At 50.5% G+C, this 16518-nt stretch carries 16 protein-coding genes; 3 read left to right on the top strand and 13 right to left on the bottom strand.

The window, feature by feature from the left end; genetic code table 11:
* The first annotated feature begins 6 nt into the window (after window positions 1–6).
* A complete protein-coding gene (locus KFE96_RS02645) occupies window positions 7–1743 on the top strand; it encodes a GAF domain-containing protein (protein ID WP_255834461.1) in 1737 nt (578 codons plus the stop codon).
* On the opposite strand, the gene KFE96_RS02640 is transcribed toward KFE96_RS02645, so the two are convergent.
* The 3 genes from KFE96_RS02640 to KFE96_RS02630 all read right to left on the bottom strand — a co-directional run bounded on the left by KFE96_RS02640 (window position 1740) and on the right by KFE96_RS02630 (window position 4632).
* On the bottom strand, window positions 1740–2039 hold the full coding sequence (locus KFE96_RS02640) for an antibiotic biosynthesis monooxygenase (protein ID WP_255834460.1): 300 nt from the start codon (window positions 2037–2039) through the stop codon (window positions 1740–1742). The genes KFE96_RS02645 and KFE96_RS02640 overlap by 4 nt on opposite strands.
* A gap of 71 nt (window positions 2040–2110) precedes the next feature.
* On the bottom strand, window positions 2111–2446 hold the full coding sequence (locus KFE96_RS02635; RefSeq protein ID WP_255834459.1) for a zinc ribbon domain-containing protein YjdM: 336 nt from the start codon (window positions 2444–2446) through the stop codon (window positions 2111–2113).
* 62 nt (window positions 2447–2508) lie between these two features.
* Window positions 2509–4632: a penicillin acylase family protein gene (locus KFE96_RS02630; protein ID WP_255834458.1), complete on the bottom strand. Its 2124-nt coding sequence runs from the start codon at window positions 4630–4632 to the stop codon at window positions 2509–2511.
* 124 nt (window positions 4633–4756) lie between these two features.
* Between KFE96_RS02630 and KFE96_RS02625 the strand changes: the two genes are divergently transcribed.
* The gene (locus KFE96_RS02625) at window positions 4757–5263 is read left to right on the top strand and encodes an SRPBCC domain-containing protein (RefSeq protein ID WP_255834457.1); all 507 of its coding nucleotides are present in this window, start codon (window positions 4757–4759) and stop codon (window positions 5261–5263) included.
* A 35-nt stretch (window positions 5264–5298) separates the two neighbouring features.
* On the opposite strand, the gene KFE96_RS02620 is transcribed toward KFE96_RS02625, so the two are convergent.
* From KFE96_RS02620 to KFE96_RS02590, 7 genes are all read right to left on the bottom strand, one after another.
* On the bottom strand, window positions 5299–6918 hold the full coding sequence (locus KFE96_RS02620; protein WP_255834456.1) for an AMP-binding protein: 1620 nt from the start codon (window positions 6916–6918) through the stop codon (window positions 5299–5301).
* 76 nt (window positions 6919–6994) lie between these two features.
* Entirely contained in the window at window positions 6995–7390 is a 396-nt protein-coding gene (locus KFE96_RS02615; protein ID WP_370650555.1) for a RidA family protein, read from the bottom strand.
* A complete protein-coding gene (locus KFE96_RS02610; RefSeq protein WP_255834454.1) occupies window positions 7390–7830 on the bottom strand; it encodes a thioesterase family protein in 441 nt (146 codons plus the stop codon). Before KFE96_RS02610 ends, KFE96_RS02615 begins: the two co-directional genes overlap by 1 nt.
* Before the next feature lie 4 nt (window positions 7831–7834).
* On the bottom strand, window positions 7835–9016 hold the full coding sequence (locus KFE96_RS02605; protein ID WP_255834453.1) for an acyl-CoA dehydrogenase family protein: 1182 nt from the start codon (window positions 9014–9016) through the stop codon (window positions 7835–7837).
* Between the two features lie 2 nt (window positions 9017–9018).
* Window positions 9019–9834 (bottom strand): enoyl-CoA hydratase family protein, encoded by an 816-nt coding sequence (locus KFE96_RS02600; protein ID WP_255834452.1) that lies wholly within the window; start codon window positions 9832–9834, stop codon window positions 9019–9021.
* On the bottom strand, window positions 9824–10309 hold the full coding sequence (locus tag KFE96_RS02595; protein ID WP_255835587.1) for a MarR family winged helix-turn-helix transcriptional regulator: 486 nt from the start codon (window positions 10307–10309) through the stop codon (window positions 9824–9826). Before KFE96_RS02595 ends, KFE96_RS02600 begins: the two co-directional genes overlap by 11 nt.
* Window positions 10309–11070 (bottom strand): SDR family NAD(P)-dependent oxidoreductase, encoded by a 762-nt coding sequence (locus KFE96_RS02590; protein ID WP_370650530.1) that lies wholly within the window; start codon window positions 11068–11070, stop codon window positions 10309–10311. Before KFE96_RS02590 ends, KFE96_RS02595 begins: the two co-directional genes overlap by 1 nt.
* A gap of 188 nt (window positions 11071–11258) precedes the next feature.
* Here KFE96_RS02590 and KFE96_RS02585 point away from each other — a divergent pair, with 188 nt between their 5' ends.
* Complete coding sequence (locus KFE96_RS02585) at window positions 11259–13643, top strand: FAD-dependent monooxygenase (RefSeq protein WP_255834450.1); 2385 nt, start codon at window positions 11259–11261, stop codon at window positions 13641–13643.
* Window positions 13644–13688: 45 nt separating this feature from the next.
* On the opposite strand, the gene kynU is transcribed toward KFE96_RS02585, so the two are convergent.
* The 3 genes from kynU to kynA are packed head-to-tail and all read right to left on the bottom strand — an operon-like array spanning window position 13689 to window position 16420.
* Window positions 13689–14933, bottom strand: coding sequence for a kynureninase (gene kynU / locus KFE96_RS02580; protein WP_255834449.1), 1245 nt, complete (start codon window positions 14931–14933; stop codon window positions 13689–13691).
* Window positions 14934–15566: an arylformamidase gene (gene kynB / locus KFE96_RS02575; protein WP_255834448.1), complete on the bottom strand. Its 633-nt coding sequence runs from the start codon at window positions 15564–15566 to the stop codon at window positions 14934–14936.
* An 8-nt stretch (window positions 15567–15574) separates the two neighbouring features.
* A complete protein-coding gene (gene kynA, locus KFE96_RS02570; RefSeq protein WP_255834447.1) occupies window positions 15575–16420 on the bottom strand; it encodes a tryptophan 2,3-dioxygenase in 846 nt (281 codons plus the stop codon).
* Window positions 16421–16518 lie beyond the last annotated feature (98 nt).

Raw genomic sequence — 16518 nt, 5'->3', positions numbered from 1 at the left:
CACACGATGCAGGACGGCATTTATAGCAAACATCTGGGCGCTGATCCCCACCCGGTGATTGATATCGGGAAATGGAAACAAACTGCCAATATTCTTTCGCGCCTGTATGGGGCTTCCTGCGGTACGATTGTTCAGCTTCATGAAGGGGAATTTAAAACCGTTGTCGTAAGCGATAACGAGGATAATTTCCTGAAAGTAGGGGATAGTTGGTCCCTTGAAATTGAAAGCTTTTGCCGGCGCATTATGGAAACCGGTGAAGGGCTTTATGTGGAAAATGCTCCCTGCATTGAAGAATGGAAACATATCCCACCAGTGGCAGATGGGCCTGTGGTTTCCTATCTCGGGCTTCCGATTTACTGGCCTGATAACACGCTTTTCGGCACCATCTGCGTGATTGATACCAAAGGCACCGAGTATGACAGCACGCTCGTTGATCTGATGGAGCAATTCCGCGACCTGATTTCAAAAGACCTGCAGCTTATCGAGAATTTCGAACGCATTCTTTCGCTTGCTGTGAAAGTGGCGGGGGATGCGACCCTTGAAGAAATCCTCACACTCCTGACCCGCGCACAGGAAGCAACTGCCATTGATAAAGGCATGCGCTGTTCTGTGCTGCTGCTTGAAGATGGGCGGTATCTGCGCACCGGCGCAGGACCCAGCCTGCCGCAGTTTTATATGGATGCAATCGACGGGGTGGAAATTGGCCCCGATGTGGGGTCTTGCGGTGCGGCGGCCTATAGCGGTGAGATGGTGATTATAGAAAACCTCAACACCCACCCTAACTGGGAACCCTTCAGAGAGCTTACGCAAGAGGCCGGGCTTCACGCTTGCTGGTCTTTCCCTATTCTGTCTTCCAAAGGTGAAGTGATGGGGGTTTTCGCGGCTTATTTCCCTGAACCTAAAACACCTTCCGAGCAGCAGATTGAAAATATTCAGGCAACCACCTTTAACCTGAGGATCGCCATAGAACATCACCGTATGCTGTATGAGCTTGAGGAAGCTAAAAAAGTGGCCGAAGTTGCCAACCAGGCCAAACTCGATTTCCTCAACAATATGAGCCATGAACTTAGAACGCCGCTAAATGCCATCATCGGGTTTTCTTCCATTATGGAAGAAGGTATTATGGGCCCGCTCAATAACGCGAAATACGAAGAATATATCCATGATATCAAAGCATCCGGCCAGTTCCTTCTGGATATGGTGAATGATATCCTCAAGATTTCAAAGATTGAAGCTGATGATATGTCCCGCACACCGCAACCAGTGGAAATTAAGGAAATTATTGAGGAATGCGTACATATCCTGCGGCCGATCACGGCAGAAAAATCCCTCACCTACAGTTCTGAAATTCCAGAGACAACGCCAACCATTTATGCTGATCCGCGCCACCTGAAACAGGTAACACTAAACATCCTTACAAACGCCGCTAAATACACCTCTGAAGGTGATACCATTACTATTTCAGCGGCAGAGACAGATGATGCTGTAAAATTATTGATCACTGATCACGGGCCCGGGATTTCGGAAAAACATCTGGAAGAGATTTTCGTACCCTTCAAGCAGTTTAATGATGGCTATATTTCATCAGCCGGCGGTGTTGGGCTTGGGTTACCGCTCGCGAAAGCACTTATGGAGAAAAATGGCGGCGGGCTAGAGATTGAAAGCGATGTGGGCAAAGGCACGCAGGTGGTTATCCACGTGCCTCAGATCGTTGCGGCCAAACAGAAAACCTGCGGAAATTAAGCGTGCTCAAACAGATCATAATGATCGAGCCATACTTCTTCCATAAAAGTATCCATACCTGATGGGATAAGTGGTTCCTGCCAGTCATCGCCCGCAAACGCTTTTACATGTTCAAGGCTTTCCCAATTGGTAACCAGCATAAAATCATGGTCAGCATCATCAGGCAGGCGCCCTGCTGAAAGTGATAATAACCCGTCGTGTGATTTGATCAGCGGCAGCGCGATTTTCCGGAAATTAATCTGAAAATCGCTATATCTACCGTCTGCTATTTTAGCTTTAAATACCCGTGAAATCATAATGTGATGTCCTCCCCACTTGGCACCCTAATGCGTGTCGTTTCGGGAGGGTAATCACAAAACTGTGCAGCTTAAATCTTCTTTACAAACTGGGATTTGAGACCCATGGAGCCAATGCCGTCTATCTTGCAGTCAATATCATGATCACCATCCACAAGGCGGATGCTTTTCACCTTGGTGCCCACTTTCACAACGGAGGACGAGCCTTTGACTTTCAAGTCCTTGATCACTGTTACCGCGTCACCATCCTGAAGGATGTTGCCAACCGCATCACGCACCACATCCTCATCTGCTGCTTCAGCCGCATTCGGGTTCCATTCGTGGGCGCATTCAGGGCACACCAGAAGGGCACCATCTTCATAGGCATATGGGCTTGCGCATTTCGGGCACGGCGGTAGATCGCTCATCAGGTAATCCTTTTACTATTTGTGAGCGGGTATAAGCTGCTGCCCCTTATTCCACAAGCTTCTTAAAGCCTTCGGTCGGATGTTTTCTCTGCCTCAAGTGCTTCAAGCGTCATGGGGAGCTTACGCTCTTTCTCTGCCGTAAACAGCGGTGCCTGATCCGCATAATGAGGAGAGCTGCCATCAAGGGTCGCACTACCAAAATTATGAATACTGGTTGAATTCACAGTGCCGTCCGGCGCCCAATCAACAAACATGATATAACTATCACCCGCTGTAGCTTTCAATTTTCCTGTGTCTGCGTTGATATCACTATAAACGGCCCTCAGCACATCAGGGGCGCCAGATATAGGCCATGTGAAATCACCGCGCACCAGTTTGCTCACTTCCCCCCACTCTGGGTTCAAAACACCGTAAAATTTACTGATGAAAGCCACCACACCTTCAAAGGTTTCACGCACATCAGGTTTTGGTTCACCGCGCATTTCCGCAAGAATAAACGGTGTGGCGGTTAACACACCAAGAGCTGCCTGGCGGTTTTCTTTCCCGGTGGAAAGATCCCATTTGGCGAGTATTTTCTGAGCCTCAGCTACTTCACTGCCTTCGAGGAGTTGAAGCGCCAACACCTCAGCCAACACTTTTGCCGCCACTGAATCCCTGTGGTAACTGTTGTTATATTTGTATGTTTTGAATTCCTCAGCCGTGATGCTCTCATCCGCACCAAACAGGTCCCTGATCATCAGCGCTCGGTTCGTCATACCAGTTTCAATGCCCATGCTCGGCGTGAAATCACCGGGCTGCGCCTGCCCTTCGCCCACACTTGCAACAAACGGTGTGTTATTCGCGTTGAAAACAAAGCCTGAAGGCGGGTTCACCGTGCGCGGTGTTTTGCTGAACGGGTGATATTCCCGCCAGATAAGATCAGAGCGGTCCCCCGGCAGCAAACCGCGCCAGTCCACACCTTCAATACGCTTCGGCATCATAGCGTTATAATAATGGGCGATATTGCCGTCCTTATCCGCATAAATATAATTGATGCTGGGCATTGCCCCCATACCGAGGGCGGCTTCAAAATCTGCCTGCGTACGGGCTTTATTAAGCTGGATATTCATATCAAGCGTACGCACTTCATCCATCCCCGCCCAGCGGAGCGCAAACGCCCCTTTTTTGTTCCTGAATACGGGGCCATGTTCTGAATAATAAATAGGCTCTTCAAACGTCCAGCGGATAGGGCCAAGGAAAAAAATTTCAATCTCAGCAGTGCGGATTTCAAAATCACGCCACTCACCATCAAGCTTGTATTGATTAGGGTTATCAGGGTTTATCACCAGCTTATAAACATCAACCAAATCCGGCTTATTCACCGTGTTTGACCACCCGAGCGTAGGGCCGTACCCATGAAGGATAACAGGCGAACCGGGGAAGGTACTGCCAGCCATATCCCAGCCTTCGTTCGATTTCACCCGTGCTTCATACCAGGCCACAGGGCCCGTGAGCGGCTGGTGGGAATTCACCAGCAAGCGCGTGTGCCCGTCCGCTGAGCGAGAAGGCGCCACCGCTATGCCTTGGCTGCCAATATCAGGCTGAGGCTTATCCGTTGGTTCAAGCGCTGAGGATTTATCAAGCCCAGTGCCGTAGCTGCCATCTGCCGCCGCAGCCACTGCCTGATCAAAGCCGTAAAACAGTGGGGTTTTAAAGGTGAAGCCTGCCACAACATCCTTACCTGTAACAGGAAGAAGATAAGGCGATATAAGCCCACGGTTTTCAGAAGCAAAATAATTAAGGCCGTCCGCATAAGCTTCCGCGTGCGCACGTGCCTCAGCGCTCAAGCGGGTATCATAACCTGCGTTTACAACGTCCCAAACCCGCATCATCTGGATCAGATAATCGGTTTTTGAAGCTTCCACCCCTTTAAGGGTCGCTAGCTTGCCGCGAGTAGCAAGAAGCACATCCTGCATGGTGGCAAAATCATCTTCCGCATGGGCGAACGCAAGACCAAAGGCCACATCTATATCCCGGTCACCATAAATATGCGGCACGCCGTAAGCATCCCGAATAATACGGACATCGTATTTCTCGTGAAGGTCAGAGAAAGAAGCCGGGTCAACAGAACTGCGCATGGTAAGAGCAAAGCCCGCATACACCACAACGAATAGGATCAAAACCGCTCCAAGGATTTTCTTCAGCATACCTGCCCCCGTTTTTAATGCTCCCGCAAATGATATAGCGCGCCAAGAGAGGAAGAAAAACAAGGGGAAAATATAGATCATCACCATCACTTGAGCTAAGCTCCTCATAAAACGGGAGGCAGCGATGAAAAAAACATTAATCCTATCCACGCTTATGGCATCAAGCCTAAGTACGGCGGCGGCAGCTGAAATTGTGGAAGCAAAATCAGATCGCTATGTACTGAAACAAGAAGCAACCTCCAGCATGTCAGCGGAAGACCTGTGGGCACGGCTTATTAAGCCAGAAACCTGGTGGCACCCGGATCATACCTACTCTGGCCGTTCAGAAAACCTGTCGCTGGATCTTCAAGCCGGTGGCCTTTGGCGCGAAGACTGGGATGGCGGCTCAGTTTCCCACGGTACGGTGATTTATGTAAAACCCGGCAGCACGCTCCGCATGAATGCGCCTTTTGGCCCCTTGCAGGAAATGGCTGTGAATGTGGTGTGGACCATCACCCTCACCTCAACAGAAGACGGGACTAAAGTAACCTTCGATGAAATCGCCAACGGCACTGAAGGCGCAGCCCTAGATAAACTGGCACCTGCCGTTGATTTTGTGAAAACCGAAGCCATCAAACGGCTAACCCAATAACAGTTGTATAAGCCAGCGCTTTTGCGCTGGACTTTTTATTCTTCCCGCAGCTTAAAGCGCTGCAGTTTGCCAGACTGGGTTTTCGGCAAACTGTCTCGGAATTTTACCGAGCGCGGGTATTTATAGGGTGCGATGGTGTTTTTCACGAAGGTCTGGATATCGCAGACAAGAGCATCCTTTGCCTCAACACCACCCTTTAAAACGATGTGTGCTTCTACAAGCTGACCGCGTTCTTCATCCGGTGCACCCACGACCGCACATTCTGCCACCGCTTCATGCTTTAAGATCGCTTCTTCCACCTCAGGGCCAGAGATATTATACCCCCCTGACTGGATCATATCATCCATCCGCGCCACATAGGTGAAACAACCATCATCACTGCGGGTAAAAGCATCCCCTGTGATATTCCAGCCGTCTTTCACATATTTCTGCTGGCGATCATCCGCCATATAGCGGCAGCCGGTTGGCCCCTTTACTACAAGCCTGCCTACAGTGCCATTTGGCACTTCAAGGAAGTTTTCATCCATGATTTTTGCACTGTAACCAGAGACGCACATGCCCGTGCAGCCGGGCTTGGCATCCTCCATACGGTTGGAGATAAAGATATGCAGCAGTTCTGTGGCGCCAATACCGTCTACGATCGGCACCTTCATTTGGCTGTGCCACAGGTTATAAACATCCGCAGACAGGGTTTCCCCCGCTGATACTGCAACCCTTAATGAGCGCATCTGGTAAGCACTGTCTTTCTCAGAAAGCATCACCCGGTATGCTGTTGGTGCCGTAAAGCAGATGGTAGCCTGATACTGCTCGATATATTTGATGAGATTGAGTGGAGATGCATCTTCAAGCAGCACCGCAGATGCCCCAAACCGGAGCGGGAAAACCGCCAAACCGCCAAGCCCAAAGGTGAAGGCAAGCGGCGGGGAGCCGATAAATACATCACTTTCCTTCACTTGAAGCACTTCATCCGCATACCCGTCCGCGATGATCAGCAGGTCCCGGTGGAAATGCATGGTCGCTTTCGGTGCGCCTGTTGTGCCTGAGGTAAAGCCCAGAAGCGCTACATCATCACTTGCAGTTTCTACAGCATTAAATGTTACAGGCTTGCAGAGCGCTAATCGGTCCAACTGGCCCTCGTGCCCTGTCATACCGTCAAAGCTGATCACGCTTTCAAGCATTTCTGATGCTGCGTGGCAGAGGTTCATTTCTTCAATGATACGCATTTCGCAGAGCGCCAGTTTAATCTCTGCTTTCTCAACAATCTTCGTAAGCTCACCAGCCCTCAGCATCGGCATGGTGTTCACTGCCACTGCGCCCACTTTGGTAACCGCAAGCCACACCGCCACCATAGCCGGATTATTCTGCGAACGAATAAGCACACGGTTTCCGGGTTTCACGCCAAAATCATCCACCAGCGTATTAGCGATACGGTTCGACCAGTCCGCCAGTTCTTTATAGGTGCGCATGCGCCCGTGCCCGATAAGGGCGATGCGGTCTCCGAAACCTTTTTCCACCATACGGTCCGTTAGCTCATAAGCCGCATTCAGTTTTTCCGGATACTGGAATTTAGCCTCATCCAGCACCAAATCTGGCCACTGGTCCTTAGGCGGCAGATTATCCTGCGTGAAAGTATCGGTATGTCCCGTATATGACATTGGCTAACTCCCCTACCGCATCATGCGGTGTAATTCTCAGAAGCTACTCGGTACAGTTACTTACCCAGCAAACCGATTAATCGGCGCTGATTACACAAGTGGTTTCGATTTCAATCTTTGCTCGGTCTTCCATAAGGCCGGAGACCTCAACGCACGCCATAACGGGATAGTTTTTCCCCATCACATCCCGGTATGTCTGCCCCACTTCACGGAGCCGCGTGAGATATTCCTGTTTGTCGGTTATATACCAAGTCATGCGCGCCATGTGTTCAGGCCCGGCGCCACCTTCAGCCATGATGGCTTTGGTGTTCAGAAGCACCTGCCGAAACTGCTCAACAAGATCATCAGACTGGAATTCTTCATGCTCATCCCAGCCCACAACGCCTGCAACAAACACCATATCACCTGAGGCTTTGATACCATTTGAATAACCTTTGGGGCGCACCCAACCTTCTGGCAAAAGCGTTTTCATCATATCGTCTCCGACTGGCCGGTATCCACCACATACTCAGAAAGCATCACCCGCATGGGGCCGCTGAACGGTATGGATTTCATGGTCTCAAGATTGGTCTGCACAATTGTAAGGATAGCGGACAGGCGCACTTCACCGCCACACAGCGCTTTCACACAGATGGTCGCAGATGATTTACCAAGCCGCTCGATCACCAATCCCATATCAAGCATATCATCGCAGTAACTGGGTTTCTGGAACTCCACCGCAATTTGCACCGTGGGCACGCCGATCTTCTCAACCGTATGCATCTGCCCGAAAGGGCGCTCCATAGCTTCGCGGAAGAAATCCTCAACGGTATCATTGATCATTTCAAAATAGCGCGGGTAATAGACAATACCCGCAGGGTCTGTATGCCCGTGGCGGATCAATTGTTTGCGTGTGAATATCCGACCAGCCATAATTCTATCCTGCCGCTTCAGCAATATGAGCGCGGGCAATCACCACTTTCTGCACTTCTGATGCCCCTTCATAAATGCGGAGCGCTCGGATTTCCCGGTATAGTTCCTCCACCTTCACGCCGGAGACCACACCCATGCCGCCAAAGATCTGTACCGCCCGGTCAATCACCTGCTGGGCCTGATCAGTGGCGTGCAATTTCGCCATAGCTGCCTCACGAGTTACCCTTGGCTGGCCGCTGTCTTTCGCCCATGCAGCGCGGAAAATCAGCAGTGCTGACGCATCAATATCAAGGGCGCTTTCACCGATCATGGCCTGCACCAGCTGAAGATTATGGAGCGGCGCGCCAAACAGTTCGCGGCCATCTGCCCGCGTCACAGCTTCATCAAGCGCGCGGCGCGCAAACCCAAGGGCCGCAGCACCCACAGTAGAACGGAAAATATCAAGGGTCGCCATCGCTGCCTTAAAACCACCGCCCAACTCGCCCAGTTGGTTCCTTGCTGGCACGCGGCAATTGTTGAATTTAAGGGTGGCAAGCGGATGCGGTGCTATCACATCAATACGCTCACTGGTATCAAGCCCTTCGGTATCAGCATCGAGCACAAAAGCTGTCAGACCGCGTGCCCCCTCACCGGGGCCAGTGCGCGCGAACACTACATATTGGTCTGCAATACCACCGTTCGAGATAAAAGTTTTTGCTCCGTTAATGATATAGTGATCACCGTCTAGTTCCGCGGCCGTACGAGTTGCCGCCACATCTGAACCAGATTCCGGCTCCGTAAGCGCAAAAGCTGCGCACAGCCTGCCTTCACCGACACCAGTGAGATAATGTGCTTTGGTTTCCTCAGAACCGTATAGAGAGATTGTGCCAGAACCCAGCCCCTGCATGGCAAAAACAAAATCTGCAAGCCCGGAATAATAAGCAAGTGTCATCCGGATAAGGCATAAGGAGCGTACATCAAGGCTATCATGAACACCGCCATAAGCTTTCGGCACTGCATAGCGGGTGAAACCACCTTCCGCCAGAAGGGTAAGGATCGCCTTGCAGCTGCCGTCCAGGTCGTGATGTACATCTCGGCTTTCTACAAATGGCACCAATACTTCCTGGCACCATGTATCCAAACGACGCGCTAAATCACGGTGGTGGTCTTCAAGAAACGGCCAGTTGAGAAAGCTCATATCCGCCATGATCAGTTCCCTTCAAACACCGGTTTTTCTTTGGCAACAAAGGCGTGGTAGGCGCGCTCAAAATCCTTGGTTTGCATGCAAATGGCCTGCGCCTGTGCTTCTGCCTCAATAGCTGTATCAAGGCTCATATCCCATTCCATATTCAACTGGTTCTTGGTCATACTATTGGCAAAGGTTGGGCCACTGGCGATTGAACGCGCCAGCTTATAAGCTGCTTCCATCAATTCGCCTGCTTCCACCACGTCATTGAAATACCCCCACACCAAGCCTTCATCAGGGGACATGCCTTTCCCGGTATAGAGAAGCTGTGACGCTCGGCCCTGCCCGATGATACGCGGCAAGATCGCACATGCACCCATATCACAGCCTGCAAGACCAACCCGGTTAAAGAGGAAATATGTTTTCGAAGCCTCTGAGGAAACGCGGAGGTCAGCACACATTGGAATGATAGCACCTGCACCCGCTGAGATACCGTCTACTGCCGCAATAACCGGCTGCGGGCAACTACGGATCGCTTTCACCAAATCACCTGTCATGCGGGTGAAATCCATCAGTTCGGTCATATCCATGCCCACAAGCGGGCCGATAATATCATGCACATCACCGCCAGAACTGAAGTTACCGCCGTTCGGCGCAAACACCACAACCTTCACTTCCTTAACGTAGGTAAGGGCGCGGAATGTGTCCCTTAGTTCCGCATAAGACTGGAATGTTAGGGGGTTTTTCCGCTCGGGGCGATCAAGCCTTACTGTCGCAATACCATCTTCAAATTCCCACAGAAAATGTTCCGGCTTATAAGTTTGCGGATCAAAGCTCATCGTCTGTCTCCTCGATGCCCCCCATGTCGGCGGCATACTCAATTTTGGATAATAAGGTCAGCAACTGTGCCAGTTCTTCATCTTTGAAGTTTTTGAAAAACTCACCCACCCATGTTTCATGTTCCTTGGCCATTTCTTCAAACCGGCTTTTACCTTCACGGGTGATGTAAAGAAGGTGCGTACGCTTGTCTGTCGGCATTGGTGCCTTCAGGATCAAACCATCTTGCTGCAACCGGTTCGCGAGCCCCGTGAGGTTGCCGTTGGAAACCATCAACATGCTGGATAGTTCCCCCATAGTTACACCGTTTGGGCGACGGTAAAGTTCCGCCAGCACATCAAACCGAGGGAGCGTGGTTTCAAAATCTTCCCTGAGGCGCGAACGCACATGTTTTTCCACCTTACCGGTGGATGATAGCATCTTCAGCCAGATACGCAGATTCTGTTTTTCCCGGCGGCGGGTGCGCGGCTGTTCCATCACATCACTTCCCCACCTGCAACATTAATGCTTTGCCCGGTGATAGACCTGCTTTCATCACGGCAAAGCCACAGTACCGCATTTGCGACTTCTTCCGGTTCAATAAGGCGCTTTTGCGGGTTACCTTTCACCAGTTCACCGAGGGCTTCTTCTTCACTGCGCCCGGTTTTTGCAGTGATATTCTCAATAGCATCCGCCACAATTTGAGTATCTGTAAAACCAGGGCACACACAGTTGGCAGTGATACCTGTGCCCGCAAGCTCAAGCGCTAAAGCCTTGGTCATCCCCACCACACCGTGCTTGGCCGCACAGTAAGCCGAAGTATAAGCATAGCCTTTGTGCGCCGCCGTGCTGGCAATATTTATAATTCGGCCCCAGTTTTTCATTTTCATGGGTGCAAGTGCTGCCTGTGTACAGAGGAAAGTGCCAGTGAGATTCACACCGAGCATCTGCGACCAGATTTCTTCGGACATTTTATGGAAAGGCGCCGTTAATGCAGCACCCGCATTATTGATCAGGATATCTACATCACCAAGACCCGCGAATACTTCAGCGACATGACCGGCATTTGTCACGTCAAGGGAAATGGCTGAGATATTATCGCTGGTGGAGGCAAGTTCTTGAAGGCGGTCCAGGTTACGGCTGGCAATAGTAACGCTGGCACCTGCATGTGCGAGAGACTGCGCAATAGCAGCACCAATACCTGTACCACCACCTGTTACCAGTACATGTTTTTCATCTAGCGCCACGAACCCCTCCATTTTCATATATTTTATATATAAAATAATAATAGCTGTCAATTTACCCTTATAATTCAATAAATTTATTCACTAATCGCACTACGTTTTATTTTTAGTTTAAGCTTAAACATTGTTTTTTCCTGTAATCTACGGTACGTCTTGTACGTAGGAAAAGCGTACTCACTTTAATGACGCAGGGAGAATAAACGGTGAAAATCTCCATTATCGGTGGCGGGCCGGGTGGGCTCTATTTCGCGTTACTCACTAAAAAAGCACGCCCCAACTGGGATATTGAGCTTTATGAGCGAAACAGCGCCGACGATACCTTTGGTTTTGGCGTTGTATTCTCTGATGCTTCCCTTGATGAATATGAAAGCCGGGACAAAGAGACCTACACCCGCATGCGGGAAGAGTTTGCTTATTGGGATGATATCAATATCGCCTTCAAGGGCGAGATGATGACCTGTGAAGGTAATGGCTTTTGCGGCACATCCCGCGTGCATCTCCTGAGTGTATTTCAAGAGCGCTGCCGCGAGCTGGGTGTGAAAATGTATTTCGAGGAAACCATTGATCCAGCCACAATTGAGACTCGGTTTGCTGATTCTGATATGATTCTTGTATCCGACGGCATTGGCTCTGCCGTACGCGAAGCACACAAAGGACCAGAAGGCTTTGATGTCAGCGTTTCCATGAAAAGCAACCGCTTCTGCTGGATGGGCTCCACCCGCCCGCTTTCTGATTTTACGTATTTCTTCAAAGAGACCGAACACGGCGCCATTTGCGCACACACCTACCAGTATGAAGACAAGCACTCTACCTGGATTTTTGAAATGTCTGATGCCTGCTGGCAGGCGCACGGGTTTGAGGAATTTGATGAAGAAGGCAGCGCTAAAAAACTGGAAGCTCTTTTTGCAGACGAACTTCAAGGCCACCCTCTGATACTGAACCGGTCCCATTGGCGACAGTTCCCTCGCATTTTCTGTAACAACTGGTCTGTGGGCAAAATGGTGATTTTGGGAGACGCAAAAGCATCAGCTCATTTCTCAATCGGTTCCGGTTCCAAGCTGGCAATGGACTGTGCCATCGGCCTTTATGAAGCAGTGATCAAACACCTTGAGACAGATGGGCATGAAGCAGCCTTTGCCGCTTATGATAAAAGCCGCAGAGTGCCAGCCCAGATCGTACAGCATAATGCGGATGTATCACTTGCATGGTTCGAGCATATGGACCGCTCGTGGGATATGGACCCCTACCAGTTCGCCATGGTGGTAATGTGCCGGGCAAAATCAGTAACATATGATAATTTGATCGTGCGGGACCCGGCCTTTATCGAAGCCGCAGACACCGAATGGTATGAGCGGTATTTCCGTGAAAGCGGTTATGATTACCGCGAAAGTCGCCCTACGCCCATGTTCACCAAATTCAAATTACGGGATATGGAACTGAGAAACCGCACGGTTATGTCCCCCATGGCGCAATATAGCGCTGATGAAAACGGCAATCTGACCGACTGGCATTTTGTGCATTACAGCGGCGCGGCGCGTGGCGGCATGGGTATGATGTTCACAGAAATGACCTGTCCATCGCCTGATGCCCGCATCACCCTTGGTTGCCCCGGCATGTGGTCAGACGAGCAAGAAGCCGGGTGGAAGCGGATTGTGGATTTTGTGCACGAAAACACAGGCACCAAAATCTGTATGCAGCTGGGGCATTCAGGCAGGAAAGGCTCCACCCAGTTAGGGTGGGAGAAAATGGATTACCCCATTGAAGATGAGAGCAAAAACTGGCCGCTAGTTTCCGCGTCTCCTATTCCGTATTTTGATGGCATCAGCCAGACACCCAAGGAACTTGGTGAAGCCGGCATGGCGGCCATCACAGCTGATTTCGTGCAGGCAGCAGAGCGGGCGAACCGTGCTGGGTTTGATATGCTTGAGCTTCACTGTGCCCACGGGTATCTGCTCGCCAGTTTCCTGTCACCGCTTACCAACACCCGTACGGACAATTATGGCGGCAACATAGAAAACCGGATGCGGTTCCCCCTTCAACTATTCAAAGCAATGCGCACGGTATGGCCCGAGGAAAAACCAATGTCTGTACGTATATCAGCCAGTGACTGGAAAGAAGGCGGCATCTCAGAGGCCGATACCTTCGCTATCGCAGAAGCATTTTCTGAAGCGGGTTGCGATTTGATCGATGTATCAGCCGGGCAAACAGTGCCAGACCAGAAGCCTGTTTATGGCCGCATGTTTCAAGCCGGTTTTTCTGAGGCAATCCGCAATGTACCAAAAGTGGCAACCATGGCGGTTGGCGCTATCACGGATGCTGGGCAGATCAACACCCTTCTTCACACCCGCAGGGCCGATCTGGTTGCTATGGGCAGGCCCTTTATGTGGAATCCCTTCATAGTACGGCAATCGGCGGCCTGGTACGGCGTAAAGCTAGAGAATGATGACTGGGAAAAACAGTATCAAGCCGGGCAGGCGCAAGCTTATTCCGTACAGCCTAAAGCGCGCATACAGCAACTTGAATGGCAGCACAAAGCAAGGCCAAAACGGCATCACAGCTTTGCAAAAAACATTGAAGATCAGGCATAAAAAAAGGGCGCGTTCGGCGCCCTTTTTCACGTGATAAGGCGGAGCTTAAGTCACCTTATTCACTGTCTGGTATTTTTCCTGCTGATAGGATTTGCTTTTAAGAATATCCCGCAAAATTTCCACCGCATGATAAAGGCTTTCAAACGACATAAAGAGCGGGGAGAAACCAAACCGCATCCTATCTGGCGCACGGAAATCACCAATCACACCCATATCAATCAGGTTCTGCATGATGGCGTAACCATCATTGTGCCTGAAAGAGATATGCGCGCCACGGTCAGACGCATCTTGGGGTGATACCACTTCAAGGCCCAACCCACCGCATTCCTGCAATACAAGCGCTTGGAAGGTAGCGTTAAGCTTCTGCTGCTTCTGGAACCGCACGCTATTTTCAGTTTCCAACATGAGATCAAGCCCTGCCTCAAGCGCGGAACCACCCAGCACGGCGGTAGTGCCTGTAAGCATACGGCCGATGCCTTCTGTTGGCTCAAACTCATCCACAAACTGAAACGGAGCCTTGTGACTGAACCACCCGCTGATGGGATTTTTCATCGCCCCATGATGGCGTTTGGCTGCAAACAAAAAGGCTGGCGCACCGGGGCCACCATTTAAGTGCTTGTAGCCGCAGCCCACCGCAAAATCAGCTTTTGTTGCATTCAGTTCAGTTTCCACAGCACCTACCGAATGGCTCAAGTCCCATACCGTCAAAGCACCGCATGCATGGGCTTTTTCCGTGATTTCAGCCATTGGAAATATCTCACCAGAGACATAATGCACATGGGTGAGCAGCACCACAGCAGTATCATCACCAATCGCATCCATAACGTCTGCACGCTCATGGGTCTCAACGGTATAGTGCTCGCCGGTTAACTGACGCACACCATCAATAATGTATAGGTCCGTCGGGAAATTACCCTTCTCGCTGATGATTTTTCTGCGGCCGGGGTTCAGGTGCAATGCGGAAACAAGGGTTTTAAAAAGATTTACAGACGTGCTGTCAGCGAGAACAACCTCGCCTTCACTCGCGCCGATCAACTTGGCGATTTTATTCCCCACACGGTGGGACATGTCGTACCATCCGGCTGTGTTCCAGCCGCGGATCAGCTCATTGCCCCATTCATTTTCTACAGCACTTGCCATCCGCTTTTTCGCATCTTTCGTGAGCGGGCCAAGCGAATTACCGTTCATATAAATAACGCCCTCAGGAATAAGGAACCTGTCTGCATATTCTTTGAGAGGATCCGCCGCATCCATGGCCTTCAGGGCATCAAGTGTGAGTTTTTCAGCCATTTATTTGCTCCTCAAAACAGCGCGAACAGGGCTGGCGTCCGCCCCTTTTATCTTAAGCGGCAGCGCGATAAGTTCATATTCACCCTCAGGCACATCGTCTAAAACAAGGCCTTCAAGGATGGCCATCCCGTTTTCCTTCACCGCCATATGGGCGTGCAGATCTTTTGATGTTTCAGGATCAAGGGACGGGGTATCCACACCGATAAGACGGCACCCCTGTTCGGCCAAATACTGGATAAGCTCGGCACCCACTGCACGGAACCCTTCAGGCCAGCGGTGGTGTGGGAATGTTTCAAAAGTTCGGATCAATACACGCTCAAGCGTTCCAGCCTTATCCAGTTGCTGCTTGAGTTCTTCAAGCGTGATATCCCCCGTGCCGTCCAAAGCATACACAAGCACACAGTCACCCATATAAGTTTCGAGCGGTACATCCGCGATATCTTTCCCAACTTTATCATAGTGGGAAGGCGCATCTGCATGAGCCCCTGAATGGGTGGAAAGCGTGAGCTTTGACACAAGCACAGGACAGCCATCTTCAATTTCCCATGTCGCTTCAATACCGAAGGGTGTGTCCCCCGGCCACATAGGCGTTTCTGCACTCAGGGTTTGACTGATATCATATGTTTTAGTCATACCACTTCCTAAAGGCCTGTACGCACATTCCAGAGCTCAGGGAAGAAGCGGAGATCAAGCGCTTTCACAAGGAAAGAAACACCGCCTGTGCCGCCCGTGCCTTTGCGGTATCCGATGATCCGCTCCACAGTTTTCATATGGCTGAAACGCCACATCTGGAATTGGTGCTCAAGATCCACAAGCTTCTCCGCAAGCTCATATAATTCCCAATATTTACCTGTTTCACGGTAGACCGTTGCCCATGCGGCTTCCACCGCATCCGAAGGCTCATAAGGCAGGGACCAATCCCTGTTCAGGCATTCTTCAGGGATATCAAAACCGCGCTTTGAAAGCAGCTCAATACAGAGATCATAAATGCTTGGTGCTTCAAGCGTTGCTTTTAACGGCTCATAACGCTCAGGCTTACTGCGGTGCACTTCAAGAAGCTTGGCATTTTTATTGCCGAGCGCAAATTCGATGGCCCGGTACTGGAAAGATTGGAAGCCCGAACTTTGGCCCAGTTTATCCCTGAAACTGGAATAATCAGACGGCGTCATGGTGGAAAGCACATCCCAGCTTTGCCGCAGTTGCCCCTGAATACGGGAGATACGCGCCAGCATCTTAAACGATGCCCCCAAATTATCATTTTTGATATGCTCCATGGCTGCCGCAAGCTCATGGATACAGAGCTTCATCCATAGCTCAGACGCCTGATGGATCACCAGAAACAACATTTCATCATGGCTATCAGTACGAGGGTTCTGGCAATCAAGCAGCTTATCCAGATTCAAATAGCCGCCATAACTGATATCCTGATCCCAGTGAATATTTTCACTTTCCACAGCCCGAAGATCTGATTTACCCGTCTCTGTCATACGCTTAACTCCTGCAGTTTCTCTAAAAATAGCAAAAGCACCATTTGAAGGCATTTCATAAATATGCATGATATAATGAATTTATTTAATACCTAATG

The sequence above is a fragment of the Kordiimonas sp. SCSIO 12603 genome (assembly GCF_024398035.1).
In the GTDB taxonomy this organism is placed as follows: Bacteria; Pseudomonadota; Alphaproteobacteria; order Sphingomonadales; family Kordiimonadaceae; genus Kordiimonas.
This window is presented reverse-complemented; position numbering and strand designations above follow the sequence as displayed.